Genomic DNA, 23,235 nt, shown 5'->3' on the forward strand with positions numbered 1-23,235 from the left:
GCTCTGTCGGATTTCTTGCCGCAGGCATACTATGCGCGCCATGCAAATATCCTCAGATCACCCGCTGCTGTTACGTATCGTCGACGACCTGGCCGAGCGCGGCTGGTCGCAGCAGAACATTTTCCTGCCTGCGGATTTGACCCGCGCGCTGGCGGCCGAGTGCCGCAAGCGTTCGGCCGAAGGCGAACTGGCACCGGCGGCGGTCGGGCGCGGGCCGGCCTCGGAGATTCGCGAGGGGATTCGGGGTGACCATATCCAGTGGATCGAACCGGGCGAATCCGCAGCCAGTGACCGCTACCTGGGCCTGATGGACGGCTTGCGCGAGGCCCTCAATCGCGGGTTGTTTCTCGGGCTGGAAGACTTCGAATGCCATTTCGCCCTGTACCCGCCGGGGGCGTTCTATCGGCGGCACGTCGACCGTTTCCGCGACGATGACCGGCGCATGGTGTCGGCGGTGATCTACCTCAACGACGGCTGGTTGCCGGAGGATGGCGGTCAGTTGCGCATGTACCTCGACGAGGATCGGGCCTATGACGTGCAGCCTACCGGCGGTTGTCTGGTGGTGTTCCTCTCCGGCGAAGTGCCTCACGAAGTCCTGCCGGCCAATCGTGAGCGCCTGTCGCTGACCGGCTGGTTCCGCCGTCGTGGCAACGAGCCATTCTGAGATGGAAAAAATCCTCGTCAGCCGCTGCCTGCTGGGCCATCGCGTGCGTTACGACGGTGGCGCCAGCGGGCCGTTCGATCGGCTGGAACAGTGGATCAGCGAAGGCCGGGTAGTGCCGCTGTGTCCGGAGGTTGCCGGCGGTCTGCCGACGCCACGGGCGGCAGCAGAGATTCCCGGCGGGCAGGGCGGGGAAGTGCTTGATGGCCTGGCGTCGGTGATGACCACCGAGGGCGAAGATGTCAGTGCGCAGTTTCTGGACGGTGCGCGGCAGGCGCTGGCGCTGGTGCAAAAGCACGGGATTCGGGTGGCGGTGCTCAAGGCCAACAGCCCTTCGTGCGGGAATCTGTTGACCTATGACGGGACGTTCAGTGGGGTGAAGGTGAGTGGCGAGGGCGTTACCGCCGCGTTGCTCAAGCGCCATGGCGTGCAGGTTTTCAGCGAGCTTGAATTGGCTGAGGCTGCGGTGGCTCTGGAAATGTTGCACTGATCCGGAATCTTCGCCCTCACTCCAGCCCTCTCCCGAAGGGAAAGGGGGCTTCTAAGGTTTCAACCACTTCTTCGACAACGCCTCCAATCGCCCATCCGCCTTGATCCGCTGCAGCGCGTTCTCCAGGCTGGCGTGAAACGCCGGATTGCCCTTCTGGAACGGAATCGCCAGCTCCACCGGCGGCCCCTCCTTGGGTTTTTCTTCGGTCAGCGCCTGTACCAGCACCAGCGGCCGTGGCTGCTCATCCTTTTTTGCCAGCCATTGCGCATCGACGTGGCTGTAGGGCTCGCTGAAGTCGAAACGATCCTTGAGTTCCGGTGTCAGTGCTATGTGGTTGAGCGCGACGTCGTACTTGCCGCTTTCAACGCCCTGGAGCAGATCACTGGCGTCGGTGACGATAAAGTCGGCGCGCACATCCAGCTCCTGGGCCAACAGCTGACCCAGCTCGACCTCGAACCCCGTGAGCGTGTCGCCTTCCTTGAAATTGAAGGGCGGTGTATTAGCCTCAAGGGCTATGCGCAACTCGCCACGGTCGTTGACGTCATCAATCAGTTCGGCATGAGCCAGCGGGCTCAGAAGGGGAAGCAGGCAGATCAGGCCAGGCAGAAAACGCATGGTCACTCCTTTGAAATCATTGTCGCGGCCTGCTGTTCAGGCTCGCTTTGCTATGGTTGTCGAGTGCCTTCGACAACGAATGGTCATGAAGTTGTCATGACCGTGCGGATTTTACGGAAAAACTGGAGAAGAAAATGAAAAGCTTTATGTCACGTGCAGCGTTGGCTGGTGTGCTGATGGGTGTTTCGGTGCTGGCGAGTGCGGCAACCCCGGCGCCGAAAGGTGCAGAAGTGTTCATCGTTTCTCCCGAGGACGGGGCGACCGTTTCGCAGACGTTCACCGTCAAGTTCGGTGTCAAGGACATCGCGCTGGCCCCGGCCGGTGATGTCACCAAGAACACCGGTCACCATCACCTGCTGATCGATGCCAAGGACATCGTCCCGGCCGGCTCGGTCGTCCCGACCGACGCCAACCACATGCACTTCGGCAAGGCGCAGACCCAGGCTGAGATCAAACTGGCCCCGGGCAAGCACACCCTGCAACTGGAACTGGGTGACAGCGGCCACATGGCGTTCGATCCGCCGATCGTTTCGAAGAAGATCACCGTCAACGTGGAATGACTTTTCCACAGGCATGAAAAAGGGAGCCCGAAGGCTCCCTTTTTTTGCAGCTCAGGACGCGATCAGAACAGCACGCGGCTACGGATGGTGCCGTTGACGTGTTGCAGCTTCTCTTGCGCCAGCTCCGAGTATTCGGCGTCGACGTCGATCACGACGTAGCCGACTTTGTCGTTGGTCTGCAGGAACTGACCGGAAATGTTGATGCCGTTTTCGGCGAAGACCTTGTTGATCTCGCTCATCACACCCGGGATGTTCTCGTGGATGTGCAGCAGGCGGTGCTTGCCAGGGTGAGCTGGCAGGGCCACTTCGGGGAAGTTCACGGACGATACCGATGTACCGTTGTCGCTGTACTTGACCAGTTTTTCCGCCACTTCCAGACCGATGTTGGCTTGCGCTTCGGCGGTCGAGCCACCGATGTGCGGGGTCAGGATGACGTTGTCCAGGCCACGCAGCGGGCTTTCGAACTCTTCGTCGTTGGAGCGTGGCTCCACCGGGAACACGTCGATGGCGGCGCCGATCAGGTGCTTGTCCTTGATCGCGGCGGCCAGGTGATCCAGCTCGACCACGGTGCCGCGCGCGGCGTTGATCAGGATACCGCCCTTCTTGATGGCGCGGATTTCCTTCTCGCCGATCATCCACTGGGTCGCGGCGGTTTCAGGAACGTGCAGGGTGACGATGTCGGACATGCCCAGCAGTTCGTGCAGGTTGCCGACCTGGGTCGCGTTGCCCAGCGGCAGCTTGGTCACGGTGTCGTAGAAGAACACCTGCATGCCCAGGCCTTCGGCCAGGACCGACAGTTGGGTGCCGATCGAGCCGTAGCCGACGATGCCCAGCTTCTTGCCACGGATCTCGAAGGAGTTCGCCGCGCTCTTGATCCAGCCGCCACGGTGGCAGGAAGCGTTTTTCTCGGGGATGCCGCGCAGCAGCAGGATCGCTTCGGCCAGTACCAGTTCCGCCACGGAGCGGGTGTTGGAGTACGGCGCGTTGAACACGGCGATGCCGCGCTCGCGGGCCGCTTCCAGGTCAACCTGGTTGGTGCCGATGCAGAAACAGCCGACAGCTACCAGCTTCTTCGCGTGATCGAAGATCTCTTCGGTCAGTTGGGTGCGCGAACGAATGCCGATGAAGTGAGCGTCAGCGATCTTTTCCTTGAGCTGGGCTTCCGGCAGGGAACCTGTGAGGTACTCGATGCTGGTGTAGCCCGCCGCCTTGAGGACGTCGACAGCCGATTGGTGGACGCCTTCGAGAAGAAGGAACTTGATCTTGCTCTTATCGAGAGAAGTCTTGCTCATCTGCGTAAACCTGTATCCCGGAGAAAAATGGCAGGGAAGGGCGCAGCCCGGAGCTGACCCGCACGGCAGGAAAGCCGTCGCCGCAGATCAGGCCTTGGGCACTGTCCTGCGGGGTCGGTATGCTAGCATAGCCACCCCGCTAAACACTCATTCCTGCGACGTGAAGCGTCTTCAGGATGACCATGAATTGTTCGAGAGTTCTGTCGATGACCAGTCCTGCCCTGATTGATGAACTGAAGACCCTGGTTGAGCCTGGCAAAGTATTGACCGATGCCGACTCCCTGAATGCGTACGGCAAGGACTGGACCAAGCACTTCGCCCCGGCGCCGAGCGCCATCGTGTTCCCCAAGAGCATCGAGCAGGTGCAGGCCATTGTGCGCTGGGCCAACACGCACAAGGTCGCGCTGGTGCCGTCCGGCGGGCGCACCGGGTTGTCCGCCGCCGCGGTGGCGGCCAATGGTGAAGTGGTGGTGTCGTTCGACTACATGAACCAGATTCTCGACGTGAACCTCACCGACCGCACCGCCGTCTGTCAGCCGGGCGTGGTCACCGAACAATTGCAGAATGCCGCCGAAGAACATGACCTCTACTATCCGGTGGACTTCGCTTCGGCCGGTTCCAGTCAGATTGGCGGCAATATCGGCACCAATGCCGGCGGGATCAAGGTCATTCGCTACGGCATGACCCGCAACTGGGTCGCGGGCATGAAGGTCGTCACCGGCAAGGGTGATGTGCTGGAGCTGAACAAGGACCTGATCAAGAACGCCACCGGTTATGACCTGCGCCAGCTGTTCATCGGCGCCGAGGGCACCCTGGGTTTTGTGGTCGAGGCCACCATGCGCCTGGACCGCGCGCCGAAAAACCTTACGGCGATGGTGCTCGGCACCCAGGATTTCGACTCGATCATGCCGGTGCTGCACGCCTTCCAGGGCCGGCTCGACCTGACCGCGTTTGAATTCTTCTCCGACAAGGCCCTGGCCAAGGTGCTGGGTCGTGGTGACGTGCCGGCGCCATTCGAAACCGATTGCCCGTTCTACGCGTTGCTGGAGTTCGAAGCGACCACCGAAGAGGTGGCCAACAGCGCCCTCGAGACGTTCGAGCATTGTGTCGAGCAGGGCTGGGTGCTGGACGGCGTGATGAGCCAGAGCGAAACCCAGTTGCAGAACCTGTGGAAGCTGCGCGAATACATCTCCGAAACCATCTCCCACTGGACGCCGTACAAGAACGACATTTCGGTCACCATCTCGAAAGTCCCGGCGTTCCTCCAGGAAATCGACGCGATCGTCGGCAAACACTACCCGGATTTCGAAATTGTCTGGTTCGGCCACATCGGCGACGGCAACCTGCACCTGAACATCCTCAAGCCGGACAACCTGAGCAAGGACGAGTTTTTCGCCAAGTGCGCCACCGTCAACAAGTGGGTGTTCGAAACCGTCGAGAAGTACAACGGTTCGATCTCCGCCGAACATGGCGTGGGCATGACCAAGCGCGATTACTTGACCTACAGCCGCTCGCCGGTGGAAATCGAGTACATGAAAGCCGTAAAGGCGGTGTTCGACCCGAACGGCATCATGAACCCGGGCAAAATCTTCGCGGTTTGATCTGCAATCCCTGATGAATCAATGAAGGCAGGAGTCGGTAAATGAGCTATCAGCACCAGTATGTCGACGGCACGCGAATTCACTTTCCGCTGGGGAAAGTGGTGTGCATCGGGCGCAATTACGCCGAACACGCGAAGGAACTGGACAACCCGGTCCCTACCGAGCCGCTGCTGTTCATCAAGCCCGGCAGTTGTGTGGTGCCGCTGGAAGGCGGTTTCAGCATTCCGACCGAGCGTGGCTCGGTGCATTACGAGGCGGAAATCGCCGTGTTGATCGGCAAGCCGCTGTCGACCAGGCCAAGCGTCGAAGAAGTGCTGGACGCCATCTCCGGTTTCGCCCCGGCGCTGGACCTGACCCTTCGCGACAAACAGGCCGAGCTCAAGTCCAAGGGCTTGCCGTGGGAAATCGCCAAGTCCTTCGACGGCGCAGCGGTCATTGCACCGTTCGTGGCCGCCAGCACCTTTGCCGACCTGACTGACATTGGCATTCGCCTGACCATCAACGGCGAAGTGCGCCAGGACGGCAACAGCAGCGCGATGCTCAACCCGATCGTGCCGATGATCCAGCACATGGCCGGCTGCTTCTCGCTGCAGGCCGGCGATGTGATCCTCACCGGCACGCCGGTGGGCGTCGGTCCGCTGAATGTCGGCGATGACATCGTGCTGGAACTGCCGGGCGCCAGCCGCTTCACCAGCAGCGTGCGCTAAGCGCAGCACGGCAAACTGTGGGAGCGGGCTTGCTCGCTCCCAATTTGGTTGTTGGCAACACACGGCAATCCCGCCATTTGCCGTTTTTTTCACATCCTGTCTGGATAATTTCCGCAATTCTGGCGTCTGAGCCGGCCTCTTTGTGCTATTACCCATAGCCTGAATTTTCGGAACGCGTCCCTTGATGTCATCTCAAACTCAGCTCAAAACCTCCCGTCGTTCGCGCTTCGCCATGCGCTGGTATTCCTGGCTGTTGCTGGTGGCCGCTGCTGTGTATGGCCTGGCGTTCGTCATGCATTGGGATGACCGTGGCGTGCTGTGGGTGCTGGAGCGCTTCGAAAGCCCCGCCGAGCGCAGCGAAAGTGTCTGGCTGCCGGATTATCGGGCCGTGATCGACGCCAAGCTGCTGCCGGGCATGGAAAAGGACGAGGCCTCGGACCTGTCCTATAACCCGCAGACCAAAACCCTGTTCTCGGTGATGGGCAAGAATCCGTTCCTGGTCGAACTGACCCTGCAGGGCGATGTGCTGCGCAAGATGCCGCTGGTGGGCTGGAGCAATCCGGAAGGCGTGACGGTGATGGAAAACGGCCTGATGGCGATCGTCGATGAGCGTGAACACCTGCTGACGATCGTCAAGGTTGACGCCAATACCCGTGAACTGAACGTCGCCGACTTCCCGAAATACGACCTCGGCCCGTCGAAAAACCAGAACAAGGCCTTTGAGGCGGTCGCCTGGGACAAGCGCAATCAGCAACTGCTGTTGGGTGAGGAGCGTCCGCCCGCGCTGTTCACCTGGAAAAGCGATGGCAGCCAGACCCTCACCGGCGACAAGCGCAAACTCGACAGCGACGAACTGGACATCCGCAACCTCTCGGCCCTGGCGATCGATCCGCGCACCGGCCACACCCTGGTGCTTTCCGCCGATTCCCACCTGTTGCTGGAGCTGGACGAGAAGGGCGAGCAAGTCAGCTTCATGACCCTGCTCGGCGGTTTCAACGGCCTGAAGAACACCATCCCCCGTGCCGAAGGCGTGACCATGGATGAAGCCGGCACGCTGTACATGGTCAGTGAGCCGAACCTGTTCTACCGCTTCGAAAAGCAGCGCTGATCGCTCCTGCAACCCTTACGCAATTGTGCAGTTGTAGATCGCGGCAAGTGGCCATTAAGCTTCAGTTCAGACAGGCGTGATATTTCATCCGCCTGTTTTGATGCCGAGCCTGCCTGAATGCGCCGATTTACCCGCCCCAAACCCTTGTTTGTCATCCTTTCGGTGATTGCCCTGATCGTGTTGATCGCGATCGGCCAATACCTGCGCCTGTTCGAGCGCGCCTGGTTCAATCTGCATACCCTGTGGCAGCCGTTGAGCAGCGAGGCCATTGGCCTGGACCAGTATCGGGTGGAGATCGAGGCGCATGTGATCGACGGGCTGGACGATGATGTTTCGGCGCTGACCTACGATCCGGTGCGCAAAAGCCTGTTCACCGTGACCAACAAGAATGCCGAGCTGATTGAGCTTTCTCTTGAAGGCAAGATCCTGCGCCGGATCGCGCTGATCGGCTTCGGTGATCCGGAGGCGGTGGAGTTCATCAGCGCCGACACCTACGTGATCACCGACGAGCGCCAGCAACGCTTGATCAAAATCCATGTGGAGGCCGACACCACTTTCCTCGATGCGGCGGATGCCGAGCAAATGACCCTCGGTGTACACATGAGCGGCAACAAGGGTTTCGAGGGGCTGGCGTATGACTCGGTGGGCAAGCGTCTGTTTGTCGCCAAGGAGCGTGACCCGATGCTGATCTACGAGGTGCATGGATTTCCGCACTTCAATCCGGAAAAGTCCTACGCGGTGCATGTGATCAACAATCCCAAGCGCGACGCCGGGATGTTCGTGCGTGATCTGTCGAGCCTGCAATACGACGAGCGCAGCGGCCACCTGCTGGCGCTGTCCGACGAGTCACGGCTGATTCTGGAGCTGGATGTGGACGGGCGCCCGTTGAGCACCATGTCCCTGAGCGGTGGCCGGCAGGGCCTGAAGAAAACCGTGCCGCAGGCGGAGGGCATTGCGATGGATGACGAGGGCGCGCTGTATCTGGTGAGCGAGCCGAACCTGTTCTACGTCTTCCGCAAGCCAGTGCAGAACTGACCAACACCACTAAAACCTGGGTGGGAGCGGGCTTGCCCGCTCCCACCGGTCGTTGCGCTTATTCGGCAGTCAGGGTCTTCACGCCTTCAGGGGTGCCGAGCAGCAGCAGATCCGCCGGGCGCGCGGCGAACAGGCCGTTGGTGACCACGCCGACGATGGCGTTGATCTGCGCTTCCAGTTCCACCGGGTTGGTGATCTGCAGGTTGTGTACGTCGAGGATGATGTTGCCGTTGTCGGTCAGCACGCCTTCGCGGTAGACCGGGTCGCCGCCGAGTTTGACCAGTTGGCGGGCGACATGGCTGCGGGCCATCGGGATCACTTCCACCGGCAGCGGGAACGCGCCCAGCACCGGCACCAGTTTGCTGGCGTCGGCGATGCAGATGAAGGTTTCGGCCACGGCCGCCACGATCTTCTCGCGTGTCAGGGCCGCGCCGCCGCCCTTGATCAGGTTCAGGTGGTCGTCGCTTTCATCGGCGCCGTCGACGTAGAACTCCAGGTTGCTCACGGTGTTCAGCTCGTAAACCGGAATGCCGTGGCCCTTGAGGCGCGCGGCCGTGGCTTCGGAACTGGCGACCGCGCCGTCGAATGCGCCCTTGTGCTGGGCCAGGGCGTCGATGAAACAGTTGGCGGTGGAGCCGGTGCCGACACCGACGATGCTCTTGTCGTCGAGTTTCGGCAGGATGAAGTCCACGGCGGCCTGGGCCACGGCCTGTTTGAGTTGATCCTGGGTCATGCGGGCTCCGGAAGCGGGCAAGGTGAGAACGGAAAGGCCGGCATTATAGCCTCAAGCGTCGCTAAAACCTCTGTAATCGTGTGGTCGTCCGGACAAAAGCCGGGTTAGACTCCTTGGCCCTGCCCAACCCGCTCAGTGATGCTTTCCGATGCTCGAACAGTACGTCAAGAAGATCCTCACCTCGCGCGTTTATGACGTTGCCGTAGAAACCCCGTTGCAGAACGCTCGCCAGCTCTCCGAGCGGCTGGGCAACGATATTTGGCTCAAGCGCGAAGACTTGCAGCCGGTGTTCTCGTTCAAGATTCGCGGCGCCTACAACAAGCTGACCCAGTTGAGCGACGAAGAGCGCGCCCGTGGCGTGGTCACCGCGTCGGCGGGCAACCATGCGCAGGGCCTGGCCCTGGCGGCGAAAGTGCTGGGCGTGAAAGCGACCATCGTGATGCCCAAGACTACCCCGGAGATCAAGGTCGAAGGCGTGCGCTCCCGTGGCGGCAAAGTGGTGCTGCACGGCGATTCGTTCCCCGAGGCGCTGGCTTATTCGCTGAAACTGGTCGACGAAAAGGGCTACGTCTACATTCACCCTTACGATGATCCGCACACCATTGCCGGGCAGGGCACGGTGGCAATGGAGATTCTGCGCCAGCACCCGCAGCCGCTGGACGCGATCTTCGTTCCGGTCGGCGGCGGCGGTTTGATCGCCGGCATCGCGGCCTACGTCAAATACCTGCGCCCGGACATCAAGGTCATCGGCGTCGAGCCGGACGACTCCAACTGTCTGCAAGCGGCGATGGCGGCGGGCGAGCGCGTGGTGCTGCCGACCGTGGGCATCTTCGCCGACGGCGTGGCCGTGGCGCAGATCGGCCAGCACACCTTCGACATCTGTAAGGATTACGTCGACGAGGTGATCACCGTCAGCACCGATGAAATCTGCGCGGCGATCAAGGACATCTACGACGATACTCGCTCGATCACCGAACCTGCTGGCGCCCTCGGCGTGGCCGGGATCAAGAAGTACGTCGAGCAGCGCGGCGTCAGCGGCCAGACCTTGGTCGCCATCGACTCCGGGGCCAACGTCAACTTCGATCGCTTGCGCCACGTCGCCGAACGCGCCGAGCTGGGCGAGGGCCGCGAGGCGATCATCGCCGTGACCATCCCCGAGCAGGCCGGCAGCTTCAAGGCGTTCTGCGAGGCCATCGGCAAGCGTCAGATCACCGAATTCAACTACCGCTACAACACCGGCAGCGAAGCGCACATCTTCGTTGGCGTACAGACTCACCCGGACAACGACCCGCGCAGCGCGCTGTTGGCGAGCCTGACCGAGCAGGGTTTCCCGGTGCTCGACCTGACCGACAACGAACTGGCCAAGCTGCACATCCGCCATATGGTGGGCGGGCGCGCGGCGCAGGTGGTCGATGAAGTGGTGCTGCGCTTCGAGTTCCCGGAGCGGCCGGGCGCGCTGTTCAACTTCCTCAACAAGCTCGGCGGACGCTGGAACATCTCGATGTTTCATTACCGCAACCATGGCGCGGCGGATGGCCGGGTCGTGGCGGGCCTGCAAGTGCCTCACGACGAGCGCCATCTGGTGCCGGCGGCGCTTGAGGAAATCGGCTACCCGTACTGGGACGAAAGCGACAACCCGGCCTATCAGCTGTTTCTCGGCTGAGCGGCTACGCTGATGGGCAGGCCCTAAGGAAGACGCGCGATGGAAACGTTAACTGCCCTGAAAGTGGCGCATGTGGTGGCAACCGTGGTGTTGCTGGTCGGTGCGCTGGGCCTGGGATTCTGGGTCTGGCGCGCGAGGCGCAACGGTGATGCCACGGCGGGCAGCCGCACCTTGCAACGGCCACGGGTGTTCGTCTGGCTGCTGATGGCGCTGGCACTGCTGAGCATGCCGTTCACCGGCTGGTGGATGGTGCATCTGGTGGGCTGGCCGTTGGGGCAGACGTGGATTCTCGCCTCCAGCGTGCTTTACACCGTGGCGGCGCTGGCGTGGTTCTGGTTGCTGGTGCGCTTGAACCGGTTGCGCAAGGCGCCGGGTGGCGTGGGTCGGTTCAGCCTGACCCTGGCGCTGTTCGGCCTGGTCTGCTTTGTGGCGATTGCCGGGTTGATGGGGGCCAAGCCTGTATAAGGCTTGAAACCGGGTCGACCGCTTCGCGGGCAAGCGCTCCCACAGGAGAATGCATTCCACGGTGGGAGCGGGCTTGCCCGCGAGGGTTATCTCAGCCGCGCAAGCTGATCACCGGCCAGCCGCGTTTTTCGGCCTCGGCCAGCAGGTTCGGATCAGGGTCCACCGCCACCGGGTTCGCCACCTGCTCCAGCAGTGGCAGATCATTCATCGAGTCGCTGTAGAAATAGCTGTCGTCCAGCGAATACCCGGTTTCTTCCAGCCAGCGATTCAGCCGCGTCACCTTGCCCTCACGGAAGCACGGCACGTCGGTGCTGCGCCCGGTGTAGCGCCCGTCGACCATCTCGCATTCGGTGGCGATCAGCGTCTCGACACCCAGGCGCACGGCGATCGGCGCGGTGACGAAGCGGTTGGTGGCGGTGATGATCACCAGTTTGTCGCCGGCATCACGATGCTTTTTCAGCAGTTCAAGCGCCTTGGGCAGCATGATCGGCTCGATGCAGTCGCGCATGTAATCGTTGTGCCATTGCTCGAGCACGGCCATTTCGGTGCGACCCAGGATCTCCAGACAGAAGTTCAGGTACGCGGCGTTATCCAGTTTGCCGGCCAGGTAGTCCTGGTAGAACTCGTCGTTGCGCGCCTTGTAGGCGACCGGGTCGAGGAAGCCGCGTTCGCACAGGTAGTCGCCCCAGGCGTGATCGCTGTCGCCGCCCAGAAGGGTGTTGTCCAAATCGAATAGAGCCAGGCGCATTGCAGTTACCCGCTGATAAGTCTGTAAAAAGGCGACAAGAATACGGTCTTTTCACAAGAGTGCACATAAGCTAGGAACCGCGTTGCTGCCTTCGCAATCTTTGTGGAACAATGCGGCGACATGCGTTTGCGAGGTTGTTGCCGTGATCGACCCCGATGGTTTCCGCCCTAATGTCGGGATCATTCTGACGAATGACGCCGGCCAGGTGCTATGGGCTCGCCGTATCAATCAGGATGCCTGGCAGTTTCCGCAGGGGGGAATCAACCCCGAAGAGACCCCGGAAGACGCCTTGTACCGCGAGCTGAACGAAGAAGTGGGCCTGGAACGCGAAGATGTTGAAATTCTCGCCTGTACCCGGGGCTGGTTGCGCTATCGTTTGCCGCAACGTCTGGTGCGTACCCACAGCCAACCGCTGTGCATCGGCCAGAAACAGAAATGGTTTCTCCTGCGCCTGATCTCCAACGAGCAGCGGGTGCGGATGGATTTGACCGGTAAACCGGAGTTCGATGGCTGGCGCTGGGTCAGCTATTGGTATCCGTTGGGCCAGGTGGTGACATTCAAGCGCGAAGTGTATCGCCGCGCTCTCAAAGAGCTTGCCCCGCGCCTTTTAGCGCGCGACTGACGACGGAGTTCGACCCCGAGCCATGCTCAATACGCTGCGCAAGATCGTCCAGGAAGTTAACTCCGCCAAGGATCTCAAGGCGGCGTTGGGGATTATTGTGTTGCGCGTCAAAGAGGCCATGGGCAGCCAGGTCTGCTCGGTCTATCTGCTTGATCCCGAGACCAATCGCTTCGTGCTGATGGCCACCGAGGGCTTGAACAAGCGCTCGATCGGCAAGGTCAGCATGGCACCCAACGAAGGTCTGGTCGGCCTGGTCGGCACGCGTGAAGAACCCCTGAACCTCGAAAACGCCGCGGATCACCCGCGCTATCGCTACTTCGCCGAAACCGGCGAGGAGCGCTACGCCTCGTTCCTCGGCGCGCCGATCATTCACCACCGCCGCGTCGTCGGCGTGCTGGTCATCCAGCAGAAAGAACGCCGTCAGTTCGACGAAGGCGAAGAAGCCTTCCTCGTGACCATGAGCGCGCAGCTCGCCGGCGTTATTGCCCACGCCGAGGCCACCGGTTCGATCCGTGGTCTGGGCCGGCAGGGCAAGGGCATCCAGGAAGCCAAGTTCGTCGGTGTGCCGGGTTCGCCGGGCGCGGCGGTCGGTACGGCGGTGGTCATGCTGCCGCCGGCGGATCTGGACGTGGTGCCGGACAAGACCATCATCGACATCGACGCCGAACTGGCGCTGTTCAAGACCGCCATCGAAGGCGTGCGCGCCGACATGCGTACCTTGTCCGCCAAGCTGGCGACCCAGTTGCGCCCGGAAGAGCGCGCGCTGTTCGATGTCTACCTGATGATGCTCGACGATGCCTCGCTGGGCAGCGAAATCACCGACGTGATCAAGACCGGCCAATGGGCGCAGGGCGCGTTGCGCCAAGTGGTCACCGAACACGTCAACCGTTTTGAACTGATGGACGATGCGTATCTGCGTGAGCGGGCATCGGACGTCAAGGATCTGGGCCGGCGTCTGCTCGCTTACCTGCAGGAAGAGCGCAAGCAGAACCTGGTCTATCCGGAAAAAACCATTCTGGTCAGCGAGGAGCTGACGCCGGGAATGCTCGGCGAGGTGCCGGAAGGCACCCTGGTCGGTCTGGTGTCGGTCCTCGGCTCGGGCAACTCCCACGTTGCGATCCTGGCCCGGGCCATGGGCATCCCGACGGTGATGGGCCTGGTCGATCTGCCGTATGCCAAGGTCGACGGCATCGAGCTGATCGTCGACGGTAATCGTGGCGAGGTGATTACCAACCCCAGCGAAGTGTTGCGCAAGCAGTACGCCGAGGTGGTCGAAGAAGAGAAACAACTGGCGCTGGGCCTCGATTCCCTGCGCGACCTGCCTTGCGTGACCCTCGATGGTCACCGCATGCCGCTGTGGGTCAACACCGGCCTGCTGGCGGACGTGGCGCGGGCGCAGAAGCGCGGTGCCGAAGGTGTGGGTCTGTACCGCACCGAAGTGCCGTTCATGATCAACGAGCGTTTCCCGAGCGAGAAGGAACAACTGGCGATCTACCGCGAACAGCTCGCCGCGTTCCACCCGCAACCGGTGACCATGCGTACCCTGGACATCGGCGGTGACAAGGCGTTGTCGTACTTCCCGATCAAGGAAGACAACCCGTTCCTCGGCTGGCGCGGGATTCGCGTCACCCTCGATCACCCGGAAATCTTCCTGGTGCAGACCCGCGCGATGCTCAAGGCCAGCGAAGGCCTGAACAACCTGCGGATTCTGCTGCCGATGATTTCCGGCATCCATGAACTCGAAGAAGCGCTGCACCTGATCCACCGTGCGTGGGGCGAAGTGCGCGACGAAGGCACCGACGTGCCGATGCCACCGGTCGGGGTGATGATCGAGATTCCGGCGGCGGTGTACCAGACCAAAGAACTGGCGCGGCAGGTCGACTTTCTGTCGGTCGGCTCCAACGACCTGACCCAGTACCTGCTGGCGGTGGATCGCAACAACCCGCGTGTGGCCGACCTCTATGACTACCTGCACCCGGCGGTGCTGCAAGCCCTGCAAACCGTGGTGCGCGACGCCCATGCCGAAGGCAAGCCGGTGAGCATCTGCGGAGAAATGGCCGGCGATCCGGCGGCGGCGGTGCTGTTGATGGCGATGGGTTTCGACAGCCTGTCGATGAACGCCACCAACCTGCCGAAGGTGAAATGGATGCTGCGTCAGATCAACCTGAGCAAGGCCAAGGATCTGCTGGCGGAATTGATGGGTATCGACAACCCGCAGGTAATCCACAGCTCGCTGCAACTGGCGCTGAAGAACCTCGGGTTGGCGCGGATGGTCAATCCGGCGTCGGTCAAGCCTGCCTAGATTTTCAGCGGTTTCGAAAGTCACCCCTCACCCCAACCCTCTCCCCAGAGGGAAGAGGGGGAAAGGGAGCCGATCTTCGTAGTTTTCAAACCTGAGTTCGACTCGGTCTTTCAGGTCGACGCATAGCGTAAAACAACTCGGTCGGCTTCCTCTCCCACCGGGAGAGGGCGGGGTGTGAGGGGAGGGTTAAATGCAAATATCCACTTCCCCGAGATGCCCCCCGTAAGGCCCGAAACTGCGCTCCACCATCCGCCGCGTCCCGTCCGCCTGGACAATCAGCGCCGTACTCGCCCGCGTTCCGTAGCTCTGGCTGGCGATGAACACGCTCGACAGCAACGACTCGGTCGTTCGCCCCACCCCGGTATCCGGCAGTTCGGCATCCGGCGCCGCCTGCGCATCACTCAACAATTCCAGCAAGCGCTCGGGCTGCGGATCATCCAGTACCGCGCTCAGCGCCGCCTTGGCCTTGAGCAGTTTCGGCCACGGGGTATCCAGCCCGGCGTTGGATACCCCGTAGATCCCCGCCTGCAACATCACCGGCTCTGACGCCCGAGCGTTGAAATGCCACAACTCGTTGGCGTTACCCAGCAACAGGTTGAACCCGGCATATTCCGGCGCTCGGTCGACAACGTCGGACAAGTAATCGTCAATCGACAGATTTGCGGTAAGAAACCCCGCCACCAACTCGCCTCGGGAGCGTCGCGACGCCGGTTGCCCGGGATCGCGGATGTTGGTCAGCGCGGCGAAGCGCCCGTTGGCGCCGAGGCCAAGCCAGGTGCCGCCCGCCTCCAGATCACGGCCTGCATGCACATGCGGTGCTTCCGGCCACTGGGCCAGCGGCAGGCTGGGCCGGGCGTAGAACTCGTCACGGTTGGCCGCGACGATCAGCGGCTGGGCATGCCCCGGTCGCCAGGCGAAAACGATCAGGCACATAAGGTGGTCCTTGTGTGTTTTTTGCCCACTCTACGCAGACATCGGCCACGCATCCATCGCCAGTGGAGCCGAAGGCCATGCATCCGTTACCATGCCGCTCCGGTTTGGGGGATGCGCCTTGGGAGGCGGTCATGGAATTTCTGCTCTATCTGGCGCTGGGTGCCTGTGCGGGCGTGCTGGCCGGGCTGTTCGGGGTTGGCGGCGGGATTATCATCGTCCCGGTGCTGGTGTTCAGTTTCACCTTGCAGGGCTTCGATCCGTCGATCCTGACCCACCTGGCGGTCGGCACGTCGCTGGCGACGATCATCTTCACTTCGGTCAACGCCGTGCGCGAACACCATCGGCGAGGCGCGGTGCGTTGGCCGATCTTTGTCTGGATGACCGTTGGCATCCTGATCGGCGCGGGTTTCGGCGCGCTGACGGCCGAAGCGATTTCCGGTCCCAACCTGCAAAAAATCATTGGCGTGTTTGCCCTGGTGATCGCCGTGCAACTGGCGCTGGACTTCAAACCCAAGGCCAGCCGAACGGTGCCGGGAAAACTCGGTCTGACCGTGGCCGGCAGCGTGATCGGCTGGGCCTCGGCGATTTTCGGCATCGGTGGCGGTTCGCTGACCGTACCGTTCCTGACCTGGCGCAGCGTGCCGATGCAGCAGGCGGTAGCGACGTCGTCGGCCTGCGGCTTGCCGATCGCTTTGGCAAGTGCATTAAGTTTCATGATTCTGGGCTGGCATGATCCGTTGCTGCCGGCCCATAGTCTCGGTTTTGTGTATTTGCCGGCGCTGTTGGGCATTGCCCTGACCAGCATGGTCTTCGCCCGTCTCGGCGCGCGATTGGCCCACACGTTGTCGCCGAAGTTGCTGAAACGGCTGTTTGCCGCTTTGCTGTTCTGCGTCGGCCTGAATTTTCTGCTCTGACTTTGGTTCCGGGCAGTCCGCAATCCTGGCTTAATCCTGAGGTGGCAGCGTCCCCCGGGAATTTCGCTTTCAACTCTAACGAGGAGTCGCAATGCTGCCTTACCCGCAGATCGACCCGGTGGCTTTGGCCATCGGTCCGCTGAAAATCCACTGGTACGGCCTGATGTACCTCGTCGGCATCGGCGGCGCATGGCTGCTGGCATCGCGCCGGCTCAACCGTTTCGACCCGACCTGGACCAAGGAAAAACTCTCCGACCTGGTGTTCTGGCTGTCGATGGGGGTGATTGTCGGCGGGCGCCTGGGTTACGTGCTGTTCTACGATCTGAGCGCCTACCTGGCCAACCCGACGCTGATTTTCGAAGTGTGGAAGGGCGGCATGTCGTTCCACGGTGGTTTCATCGGCGTGATGCTAGCGGCGGTGTGGTTCGGCAAGCGCAACAACAAGTCGTTCTTCCAGCTGATGGACTTTGTGGCGCCGATGGTGCCGATCGGCCTGGGCGCCGGGCGCATCGGCAACTTCATCAACGCCGAGTTGTGGGGCAAGGCGACCGACGTGCCGTGGGCCATGGTCTTCCCGCCGTTCAGCGATCCGGCGCAGTTGCCGCGTCATCCGTCGCAGCTGTATCAGTTCGCGCTCGAAGGTGTGGCATTGTTCCTGATCCTCTGGATTTTCTCGCGCAAGCCGCGTCCGACCATGGCGGTCTCGGGCATGTTCGCGCTGTTCTATGGCATCTTCCGTTTCATCGTCGAATTCGTCCGCGTGCCGGACGCGCAACTGGGCTATCTGGCCTGGAACTGGCTGACCATGGGTCAGGTACTCTGCGTACCGATGATCATCGGCGGGCTGTTCCTGATCTGGCTGGCCTACCGCCGTGCCCCGACGGCACCGGTTGCACCGACGGCTTAAATATTCGAACCCCGGCGCGGTTGGCCGGGGCTCAAGGACACAGGTAACTCATGAAGCAATATCTCGATCTGGTGTCGCACGTCATCACCAACGGCACCAAGCAGGCCAACCGTACCGGCGTGAACACCATCAGTTTTCCGGGCGCCATGTTGCGCTTCGATCTGCAGGAAGGTTTCCCGGCGATCACCACCCGCAAGATGGCTTTCAAATCCGCCATCGGCGAGATGTGCGGCTTTCTGCGGGGTGTGAACAACGCCGCTGAATTCCGGGCGCTGGGCTGCAAGGTCTGGGATCAGAACGCCAATGAAAACGCCCAGTGGCTGGCCAACCCGTTCCGTCAGGGCGACGACGACCTCGGCGAAATCTATGGCGTGCAATGGCGCAAATGGCCGGCGTACAAGCAGATTCCGCTGAGCAACACCGCGGCCATCGAGCAAACCTTGAGCAACGGCTACAAGCAGATTGCCCAGGGCGAAGAGGACGGCCAGGCCTACGTGGTGCTGTACAAGGCCATCGACCAGGTCCGCCAGTGTGTCGACACGATCATCAAGGATCCGGGCAGCCGCCGTATCCTGTTCCACGGCTGGAACTGCGCCCAGCTCGATGAAATGGCCTTGCCGCCGTGCCATCTGCTGTACCAGTTCCACCCGAATGTCGAGACCAGAGAGATCTCTTTGACCCTCTACATCCGCTCCAACGACCTGGGCCTCGGCACGCCGTTCAACCTCACCGAAGGCGCCGCGCTGCTCAGCCTGATCGGCCGCCTGACCGGTTACACGCCGCGTTGGTTCACCTATTTCATCGGCGACGCGCACGTCTATGAAAACCACCTGGACATGCTCAACGAACAGCTCAAGCGCGAGCCATTCGCCATGCCGAAACTGAAAATCTCCGACCGCGTACCGGAATTCGCCAAGACCGGCGTGTACCAGCCGGAATGGCTGGAGCTTGTAGAGCCAGGCGATTTCTCGCTGGAAGGCTACGAGCACCATGCGCCGATGACCGCGCCGATGGCGGTTTGATCCAGCCGGTTCTGCGAGCGTTGTTTGATTGCGAAACGATCTAACAGACTGTCAACTCTGACAGGTGGCGGGTGAATGAAAGGGTGTTTGACTGACCAAGAGCCATTCGGCCGAGGTCAGTCAAACACCCTTTTCTTATTTGCGGAGCCCGCTATGTCAGTGAATACAGTTGATCCAGCCAACGGATTCTCGGAGCAGGTCATTGGCTATGCGGCTCAGACCCCCCACGCGATTCCCTACGCGCCGCTTGCCGGCTGCCGAGCGAGCTCTGGAGTGATTGATCATTTCGGATCATTTTGGCCTTGGGGGAGTGTGTTGGCGGCTGAAGTGCTCAATGGCGCGCCTAACTTCAGGGACTCGGTTTTTTTCGAAGTCATAGTCAACGCTGTTGATCATGAGATCGGCGATGAAATACGCGTGCAAGGGCAGGCCATCGAGGGTGGGGGAGGTGGCTTTCAGTTACCGCCTCAAACGCTTACCGATCTGAGCACGCGCCTGCGATTTTCCATTTCAGATGCTGAAGCATTGAGGTTTGTAGGGAGCAAGGTCGAAGTCATCGCGGTCATCAACAGAGGCGGGAGCGTCATTCCTTCGGCCTCATTGATGCTGACGGTTGCACCGGCACTGGAACAAACGGGGCCGATAGTGATCCCGGGTGTCGTGAATGGCCAGTTGGAGATCGATAGGTTTCCAGATGGTGTGGCGCTGCAGATTCCAAGAATCATCAATATGCGGACCAATAACGCCATGGAGGTTACCTGGCACAGTGATACTCAGCCTGGCCCCAACCCGCTTTACTGGAGAGACTTTCAACGCGTGTTGGCGGTTACCCCTGGCGAACCTTTTCAATTTCACATCCAGCCCTCGGTCTACCAGGACTTTCGTGGGGAATGGGTCAAGGTCTTCTGCAGTTATTTCCTCGGCGCAGGAATGTCTTCGGTGACCAAGTACGGCATGGGATACCGGGGCACTCTCGAGTTTCAGCTGGTCTAGCCCGACAAGTCGTGGCGAACTCAATGGCCGTGACTACGGCCCACGTGCGAATGCTCAACCTCCGCCGCCACCACCCCGCCACTGACTTCCAGGCGCTGCAAGATCCCGCACTGATCCACTTCCGGTCCCTCGCCACACCGCTGTCGCAGGTCGAGCAGTTGCGTCTGCAGCGCCAGCAGCCCGTCGATCCGCGCCTTGACGTGCAGGATATGTTCGTCGATCAGCGCGTTGACGCTTTCGCACTGGTCCTGCGGGCTGTCGCGCAGGGTCAGCAGGGCGCGGATTTCCTCCAGGGTCATGTCGAGGGTGCGGCAGTTGCGAATGAAGGTCAGGCGCTCGGCGTGGACCTGGGTGTAGACGCGGTAGTTGCCGTCGCTGCGGGCCGGCTCCGGCAGCAGGTTTTCGCGTTCGTAGTAGCGGATGGTTTCCACGGCGCAATCGGTCTGTTTCGCCAGTTCTCCGATCTTCATGACGGCAATCTCCAAAAGGGTGCTTGACCCTATAGTGGCTACAGGGTCTTTACTTGGCAACAGGCACCTTCATGGACGCGACCAATGAGCGACTCCCTGCACACCCACAAGCCCGGCGACGGGCACGATCACCCGCATGGCCACGATCACAGTCATGATCACAGCGCCAAATTGCAGCCTGTCCACAAGCATTCCCACGGCGGCGATGCCTGCTGTTCGTCGAAAGCCGCCGCGCCTTCGCTGATCCAGTTGAGCGCAGCGCCGAGCGCCGACGCGCGGCTGAGCAGTTTCCGCATCGAAGCGATGGACTGCCCGACCGAACAGACGCTGATCCAGAACAAACTCGGCAAACTGGCCGGCATCCAGCAGCTGGAATTCAACCTGATCAACCGCGTGCTCGGGGTGACCCACAACCTGGCGGACACCGCGCCGATCATCGACGCGATCAAGTCCCTGGGCATGCAGGCCGAGCCGCTGGAGGCGGGCGTCGAAGCACCAACGCCAGCGCCGGTGAAAAAACACTGGTGGCCGCTGGCGGTGTCCGGTGTCGGCGCGCTGGCCGCTGAAGTCATCCATTTCACCAGCGCCGCGCCGACCTGGGTGGTGGCGATCATCGCGCTGATCTCGATCCTCAGCGGCGGCCTCGGCACTTACAAAAAGGGCTGGATCGCCCTGAAGAACCGCAACCTCAACATCAACGCGCTGATGAGCATCGCCGTGACCGGCGCCGTGCTGATCGGCCAGTGGCCGGAAGCGGCGATGGTGATGTTCCTGTTCACCGTGGCCGAGCTGATTGAAGCGCGCTCGCTGGATCGCGCACGCAACGCCATCAGCGGTTTGATGCAGATGACGCCGGAGCAGGCGACGGTGTTGCAGGCTGACGGCAACTGGGTCGAACTGGACGTGAAAAGCATCGATCTCGGCGCTCGTGTGCGGGTCAGACCCGGCGAGCGCATCGCACTGGACGGTGAAGTCGTCAGCGGCAGTTCGACCATCGATCAGGCGCCGATCACCGGTGAAAGTCTGCCGGTGGAGAAAACCGTTGGCGACAAGGTTTTCGCCGGCACCATCAACCAAGCCGGTTCGCTGGAATACGCGGTAACGGCAGCGGCGAACAACTCGACCCTGGCGCGGATCATCCACGCCGTGGAACAGGCGCAAGGCGCGCGGGCACCGACCCAGCGCTTCGTCGATCAATTCTCGAAAATCTACACCCCGGTGGTGTTCATCTTTGCCTTGGGTGTGGCGCTGATTCCGCCGCTGTTCATGGGCGCGGCGTGGTTCGACTGGATCTACCGCGCCTTGGTGCTGCTGGTGGTCGCCTGCCCGTGCGCACTGGTGATTTCCACCCCCGTGACCATCGTCAGCGGTCTTGCCGCAGCGGCGCGCAAAGGCATTCTGGTCAAGGGAGGCGTGTACCTGGAGGGTGGTTTCAAGCTCGACTATCTAGCGCTGGACAAGACCGGCACCCTCACCCACGGCAAACCGGTACAGACCGATTACCTGTCACTCGACCCGACCGCCGACGCCAGCGCGCCAGCGATTGCCGCAGCCCTGGCCGGGCGCTCCGACCACCCGGTTTCGCTGGCTATCGCCAATGCCGCTGTGGATAAAAACTTTCCGGCACTGATTGTGGATAACTTCGAAGCGCTGGGCGGTCGTGGCGTAAAAGGTGAAATCGACGGTCAGACCTATCACTTGGGCAACCATCGGTTGGTCGAAGAGCTGGGCCTGTGTTCCCCGGCGCTGGAAGAAAAGCTGTTCGCCCTGGAGAAACAAGGCAAGTCCGTGGTACTGCTGCTCGACAAGTCCGGTCCGCTGGCGCTGTTCGCCGTGGCCGACACCGTCAAGGACAGCAGCCGCGAAGCGATCCGTCAGTTGCATGAGCTGGGGGTGAAAACCCTGATGCTCACGGGCGACAACGTGCATACCGCGCAGGCGATCGCGGCGCAGGTCGGGATCGATCAGGCCAAGGGCGATTTGCTGCCGACCGACAAGCTGCAAGCCATCGAAGACTTGTATGCCCAGGGACGCCGGGTCGGCATGGTCGGTGACGGGATCAACGACGCACCGGCGCTGGCGCGAGCGGAGATCGGTTTCGCGATGGCCGCCGCCGGCACCGATACCGCCATCGAAACCGCCGATGTCGCCCTGATGGACGACGATCTGCGCAAGATTCCGGCCTTCATCAGTCTGTCGCGCAACACCGCCAGCATCCTGAAACAGAACATCGCGCTGGCATTGGTGATCAAGGCTATCTTTCTTGGGATAACCTTCGCCGGTCTCGCCACCATGTGGATGGCGGTGTTCGCCGACATGGGCGTGAGCCTGTTGGTGGTGTTCAACGGCTTGCGCCTGCTGCGCAAATAATATGAGGGGCGGTTGTGCTGAGTGCCGAGCTGAAGGCGTTTTATATGGTGGCCCGCCTGGGCAGCATCACCCTGGCGGCGAAGAAGCTCGGCCTCAGCCAACCGACCGTGACCACCCAGATCCGCAACCTGGAAAGCCAGTATTCGGTGGAGCTGTTCTACCGGGGCGGCCGGCGCCTGAGCGTCAGCGAGGAGGGCGCGCGACTGCTGCCGATGGTCAAGACGCTGTTGCAGCAGGAGGCCGATATCGAGTTCTTCCTGCGTAACAGCGGCCAGGTCCAGGGCACGTTGCGCATCGCTGCCACTGCGCCGTATTACATCCTCGATCTGGTGAAGACCTTTCGCGAGCGTCTGCCCCAGGTGGAGGTTTCGGTGGAGATCGGCAACTCGCAGCAAGTGCTCGAAGCGCTGGAGGATTACCGGGTGGATGTCGCCGCGTCGTCGCAGTTGCTCGAGGATGCGCGGTTGATTCGCCGGGTGCTGGGCAGCGATCCGCTGGTGCTGGCGGTGCATCGCAATCACCCGCTGGCGACGCATGAGCATGTGGCGTTGAGCGCGCTGGCCGGGCATACCCTGCTGATGCGCGAGTCCGGTTCGACCACTCGGCGCCTGACCGAAGAGCTGCTGGCGAGCGCCGGCGTGAGCTTCGGCCCGTTGCTGGAGATCGGCAGCCGCGAGTCGATCCGCGAGGCGGTGCTGCGCAATATCGGCATCAGCATCATTGCCCGCCAGGAAGTGCCCCACGATCCGCAGTTGCGGGTGCTGACCCTGGAGAATGCGCCGCAGATTCCCGAGTACCTGTACTGCCTCAAGGAGCGCAAGAGCGCCCGGTTGCCAGCGGCGTTTCTTGGGCTGGCGCAGGAAATGTCTCCGGCCTGAAGCCCTCGGCGTCAGATCAGGTCACACATGACATGAAAACCGAACCAAAATCCCCGAATACCACTATCGGCCGTTTTTGCCTCGTTGCCATATGACGGACGCATTACAGTCCTAGGATGGCCCTCATCTGCTTGATGAGGTCTGTC

General features: G+C 61.6%; 23 protein-coding genes. 17 read left to right on the forward strand and 6 right to left on the reverse strand.

The genetic code is table 11. The features are described 5' to 3' along the window. Positions 1-31: 31 nt before the first annotated feature. Together KVQ74_RS02195 and KVQ74_RS02200 are read left to right on the forward strand one after the other, a co-directional pair. Positions 32-664, forward strand: coding sequence for a 2OG-Fe(II) oxygenase (locus KVQ74_RS02195; RefSeq protein ID WP_217829360.1), 633 nt, complete (start codon positions 32-34; stop codon positions 662-664). A 1-nt stretch (position 665) separates the two neighbouring features. Next, positions 666-1,151, forward strand: coding sequence for a DUF523 domain-containing protein (locus KVQ74_RS02200; RefSeq protein WP_217829361.1), 486 nt, complete (start codon positions 666-668; stop codon positions 1,149-1,151). 51 nt (positions 1,152-1,202) lie between these two features. On the opposite strand, the gene KVQ74_RS02205 is transcribed toward KVQ74_RS02200, so the two are convergent. Further along, complete coding sequence (locus KVQ74_RS02205; RefSeq protein ID WP_217829362.1) at positions 1,203-1,766, reverse strand: transporter substrate-binding domain-containing protein; 564 nt, start codon at positions 1,764-1,766, stop codon at positions 1,203-1,205. A 134-nt stretch (positions 1,767-1,900) separates the two neighbouring features. On the opposite strand from KVQ74_RS02205, the gene KVQ74_RS02210 reads away from it, so the two are divergent. Further along, on the forward strand, positions 1,901-2,326 hold the full coding sequence (locus KVQ74_RS02210) for a DUF4399 domain-containing protein (RefSeq protein WP_217829363.1): 426 nt from the start codon (positions 1,901-1,903) through the stop codon (positions 2,324-2,326). A gap of 62 nt (positions 2,327-2,388) precedes the next feature. On the opposite strand, the gene serA is transcribed toward KVQ74_RS02210, so the two are convergent. Next, positions 2,389-3,618 (reverse strand): phosphoglycerate dehydrogenase, encoded by a 1,230-nt coding sequence (gene serA / locus KVQ74_RS02215; protein ID WP_217829364.1) that lies wholly within the window; start codon positions 3,616-3,618, stop codon positions 2,389-2,391. A gap of 206 nt (positions 3,619-3,824) precedes the next feature. Between serA and KVQ74_RS02220 the strand changes: the two genes are divergently transcribed. The 4 genes from KVQ74_RS02220 to KVQ74_RS02235 all read left to right on the forward strand — a co-directional run bounded on the left by KVQ74_RS02220 (position 3,825) and on the right by KVQ74_RS02235 (position 8,069). Next, entirely contained in the window at positions 3,825-5,219 is a 1,395-nt protein-coding gene (locus KVQ74_RS02220) for an FAD-binding oxidoreductase (RefSeq protein WP_217829365.1), read from the forward strand. A gap of 41 nt (positions 5,220-5,260) precedes the next feature. Beyond that, positions 5,261-5,926 (forward strand): fumarylacetoacetate hydrolase family protein, encoded by a 666-nt coding sequence (locus tag KVQ74_RS02225; protein ID WP_217829366.1) that lies wholly within the window; start codon positions 5,261-5,263, stop codon positions 5,924-5,926. Positions 5,927-6,110: 184 nt separating this feature from the next. Continuing rightward, a complete protein-coding gene (locus tag KVQ74_RS02230) occupies positions 6,111-7,034 on the forward strand; it encodes an SdiA-regulated domain-containing protein (protein ID WP_217829367.1) in 924 nt (307 codons plus the stop codon). A 117-nt stretch (positions 7,035-7,151) separates the two neighbouring features. Beyond that, positions 7,152-8,069, forward strand: coding sequence for an SdiA-regulated domain-containing protein (locus tag KVQ74_RS02235; protein WP_217829368.1), 918 nt, complete (start codon positions 7,152-7,154; stop codon positions 8,067-8,069). 58 nt (positions 8,070-8,127) lie between these two features. On the opposite strand, the gene rpiA is transcribed toward KVQ74_RS02235, so the two are convergent. Then, the gene (rpiA, locus tag KVQ74_RS02240; RefSeq protein WP_217829369.1) at positions 8,128-8,802 is read right to left on the reverse strand and encodes a ribose-5-phosphate isomerase RpiA; all 675 of its coding nucleotides are present in this window, start codon (positions 8,800-8,802) and stop codon (positions 8,128-8,130) included. A gap of 148 nt (positions 8,803-8,950) precedes the next feature. Here rpiA and ilvA point away from each other — a divergent pair, with 148 nt between their 5' ends. Both ilvA and KVQ74_RS02250 read left to right on the forward strand, forming a co-directional pair. Further along, positions 8,951-10,465, forward strand: coding sequence for a threonine ammonia-lyase, biosynthetic (gene ilvA / locus KVQ74_RS02245; protein ID WP_217829370.1), 1,515 nt, complete (start codon positions 8,951-8,953; stop codon positions 10,463-10,465). Between the two features lie 39 nt (positions 10,466-10,504). Next, positions 10,505-10,930 (forward strand): DUF2269 domain-containing protein, encoded by a 426-nt coding sequence (locus tag KVQ74_RS02250; protein ID WP_217829371.1) that lies wholly within the window; start codon positions 10,505-10,507, stop codon positions 10,928-10,930. A 91-nt stretch (positions 10,931-11,021) separates the two neighbouring features. On the opposite strand, the gene KVQ74_RS02255 is transcribed toward KVQ74_RS02250, so the two are convergent. Beyond that, the gene (locus KVQ74_RS02255) at positions 11,022-11,678 is read right to left on the reverse strand and encodes a histidinol-phosphatase (protein WP_217829372.1); all 657 of its coding nucleotides are present in this window, start codon (positions 11,676-11,678) and stop codon (positions 11,022-11,024) included. A 142-nt stretch (positions 11,679-11,820) separates the two neighbouring features. Here KVQ74_RS02255 and KVQ74_RS02260 point away from each other — a divergent pair, with 142 nt between their 5' ends. Next, a complete protein-coding gene (locus KVQ74_RS02260) occupies positions 11,821-12,300 on the forward strand; it encodes an RNA pyrophosphohydrolase (protein WP_003229203.1) in 480 nt (159 codons plus the stop codon). 22 nt (positions 12,301-12,322) lie between these two features. Then, on the forward strand, positions 12,323-14,602 hold the full coding sequence (ptsP, locus tag KVQ74_RS02265; protein WP_217829373.1) for a phosphoenolpyruvate--protein phosphotransferase: 2,280 nt from the start codon (positions 12,323-12,325) through the stop codon (positions 14,600-14,602). A gap of 186 nt (positions 14,603-14,788) precedes the next feature. Here the strand turns inward: ptsP and KVQ74_RS02270 are convergent, their stop codons facing one another. After that, positions 14,789-15,535 carry an NRDE family protein gene (locus KVQ74_RS02270; RefSeq protein ID WP_217829374.1) on the reverse strand — a complete coding sequence of 249 codons (747 nt, stop codon included), beginning with the start codon at positions 15,533-15,535 and terminating at the stop codon, positions 14,789-14,791. Between the two features lie 131 nt (positions 15,536-15,666). On the opposite strand from KVQ74_RS02270, the gene KVQ74_RS02275 reads away from it, so the two are divergent. The 4 genes from KVQ74_RS02275 to KVQ74_RS02290 all read left to right on the forward strand — a co-directional run bounded on the left by KVQ74_RS02275 (position 15,667) and on the right by KVQ74_RS02290 (position 19,371). Continuing rightward, a complete protein-coding gene (locus tag KVQ74_RS02275) occupies positions 15,667-16,449 on the forward strand; it encodes a sulfite exporter TauE/SafE family protein (RefSeq protein ID WP_217829375.1) in 783 nt (260 codons plus the stop codon). A gap of 91 nt (positions 16,450-16,540) precedes the next feature. Beyond that, positions 16,541-17,356, forward strand: a complete 816-nt coding sequence (gene lgt, locus KVQ74_RS02280; RefSeq protein ID WP_217829376.1) for a prolipoprotein diacylglyceryl transferase — start codon at positions 16,541-16,543, stop codon at positions 17,354-17,356. Positions 17,357-17,406: 50 nt separating this feature from the next. After that, on the forward strand, positions 17,407-18,378 hold the full coding sequence (locus KVQ74_RS02285) for a thymidylate synthase (RefSeq protein WP_217829377.1): 972 nt from the start codon (positions 17,407-17,409) through the stop codon (positions 18,376-18,378). A 153-nt stretch (positions 18,379-18,531) separates the two neighbouring features. Next, positions 18,532-19,371, forward strand: coding sequence for a hypothetical protein (locus KVQ74_RS02290; RefSeq protein ID WP_217829378.1), 840 nt, complete (start codon positions 18,532-18,534; stop codon positions 19,369-19,371). Between the two features lie 20 nt (positions 19,372-19,391). Here KVQ74_RS02290 and cadR read toward each other — a convergent pair whose 3' ends face one another. Further along, positions 19,392-19,841: a Cd(II)/Pb(II)-responsive transcriptional regulator gene (cadR, locus tag KVQ74_RS02295; RefSeq protein WP_217829379.1), complete on the reverse strand. Its 450-nt coding sequence runs from the start codon at positions 19,839-19,841 to the stop codon at positions 19,392-19,394. An 84-nt stretch (positions 19,842-19,925) separates the two neighbouring features. Here cadR and KVQ74_RS02300 point away from each other — a divergent pair, with 84 nt between their 5' ends. Continuing rightward, a complete protein-coding gene (locus KVQ74_RS02300) occupies positions 19,926-22,211 on the forward strand; it encodes a heavy metal translocating P-type ATPase (protein WP_217829380.1) in 2,286 nt (761 codons plus the stop codon). Between the two features lie 14 nt (positions 22,212-22,225). Continuing rightward, positions 22,226-23,089, forward strand: a complete 864-nt coding sequence (locus tag KVQ74_RS02305) for a LysR family transcriptional regulator (RefSeq protein ID WP_217829381.1) — start codon at positions 22,226-22,228, stop codon at positions 23,087-23,089. Positions 23,090-23,235: the final 146 nt, after the last annotated feature.

Origin of the sequence: Pseudomonas botevensis, from assembly GCF_019145475.1 — a bacterium.
In the GTDB taxonomy this organism is placed as follows: Bacteria; Pseudomonadota; Gammaproteobacteria; order Pseudomonadales; family Pseudomonadaceae; genus Aquipseudomonas; species Aquipseudomonas botevensis.

Excerpts from the sequence above, each read along its gene's own strand:
- KVQ74_RS02195 (WP_217829360.1), top strand. The coding sequence starts at position 32 with ATGCGCGCCATGCAAATATCCTCAGATCACCCGCTGCTGTTACGTATC.
- KVQ74_RS02200 (WP_217829361.1), top strand. The coding sequence starts at position 666 with ATGGAAAAAATCCTCGTCAGCCGCTGCCTGCTGGGCCATCGCGTGCGT.
- KVQ74_RS02205 (WP_217829362.1), bottom strand. The coding sequence starts at position 1,766 with ATGCGTTTTCTGCCTGGCCTGATCTGCCTGCTTCCCCTTCTGAGCCCG.
- KVQ74_RS02210 (WP_217829363.1), top strand. The coding sequence starts at position 1,901 with ATGAAAAGCTTTATGTCACGTGCAGCGTTGGCTGGTGTGCTGATGGGT.
- serA (WP_217829364.1), bottom strand. The coding sequence starts at position 3,618 with ATGAGCAAGACTTCTCTCGATAAGAGCAAGATCAAGTTCCTTCTTCTC.
- KVQ74_RS02220 (WP_217829365.1), top strand. The coding sequence starts at position 3,825 with ATGACCAGTCCTGCCCTGATTGATGAACTGAAGACCCTGGTTGAGCCT.
- KVQ74_RS02225 (WP_217829366.1), top strand. The coding sequence starts at position 5,261 with ATGAGCTATCAGCACCAGTATGTCGACGGCACGCGAATTCACTTTCCG.
- KVQ74_RS02230 (WP_217829367.1), top strand. The coding sequence starts at position 6,111 with ATGTCATCTCAAACTCAGCTCAAAACCTCCCGTCGTTCGCGCTTCGCC.
- KVQ74_RS02235 (WP_217829368.1), top strand. The coding sequence starts at position 7,152 with ATGCGCCGATTTACCCGCCCCAAACCCTTGTTTGTCATCCTTTCGGTG.
- rpiA (WP_217829369.1), bottom strand. The coding sequence starts at position 8,802 with ATGACCCAGGATCAACTCAAACAGGCCGTGGCCCAGGCCGCCGTGGAC.
- ilvA (WP_217829370.1), top strand. The coding sequence starts at position 8,951 with ATGCTCGAACAGTACGTCAAGAAGATCCTCACCTCGCGCGTTTATGAC.
- KVQ74_RS02250 (WP_217829371.1), top strand. The coding sequence starts at position 10,505 with ATGGAAACGTTAACTGCCCTGAAAGTGGCGCATGTGGTGGCAACCGTG.
- KVQ74_RS02255 (WP_217829372.1), bottom strand. The coding sequence starts at position 11,678 with ATGCGCCTGGCTCTATTCGATTTGGACAACACCCTTCTGGGCGGCGAC.
- ptsP (WP_217829373.1), top strand. The coding sequence starts at position 12,323 with ATGCTCAATACGCTGCGCAAGATCGTCCAGGAAGTTAACTCCGCCAAG.
- KVQ74_RS02270 (WP_217829374.1), bottom strand. The coding sequence starts at position 15,535 with ATGTGCCTGATCGTTTTCGCCTGGCGACCGGGGCATGCCCAGCCGCTG.
- KVQ74_RS02275 (WP_217829375.1), top strand. The coding sequence starts at position 15,667 with ATGGAATTTCTGCTCTATCTGGCGCTGGGTGCCTGTGCGGGCGTGCTG.
- lgt (WP_217829376.1), top strand. The coding sequence starts at position 16,541 with ATGCTGCCTTACCCGCAGATCGACCCGGTGGCTTTGGCCATCGGTCCG.
- KVQ74_RS02285 (WP_217829377.1), top strand. The coding sequence starts at position 17,407 with ATGAAGCAATATCTCGATCTGGTGTCGCACGTCATCACCAACGGCACC.
- KVQ74_RS02290 (WP_217829378.1), top strand. The coding sequence starts at position 18,532 with ATGTCAGTGAATACAGTTGATCCAGCCAACGGATTCTCGGAGCAGGTC.
- cadR (WP_217829379.1), bottom strand. The coding sequence starts at position 19,841 with ATGAAGATCGGAGAACTGGCGAAACAGACCGATTGCGCCGTGGAAACC.
- KVQ74_RS02300 (WP_217829380.1), top strand. The coding sequence starts at position 19,926 with ATGAGCGACTCCCTGCACACCCACAAGCCCGGCGACGGGCACGATCAC.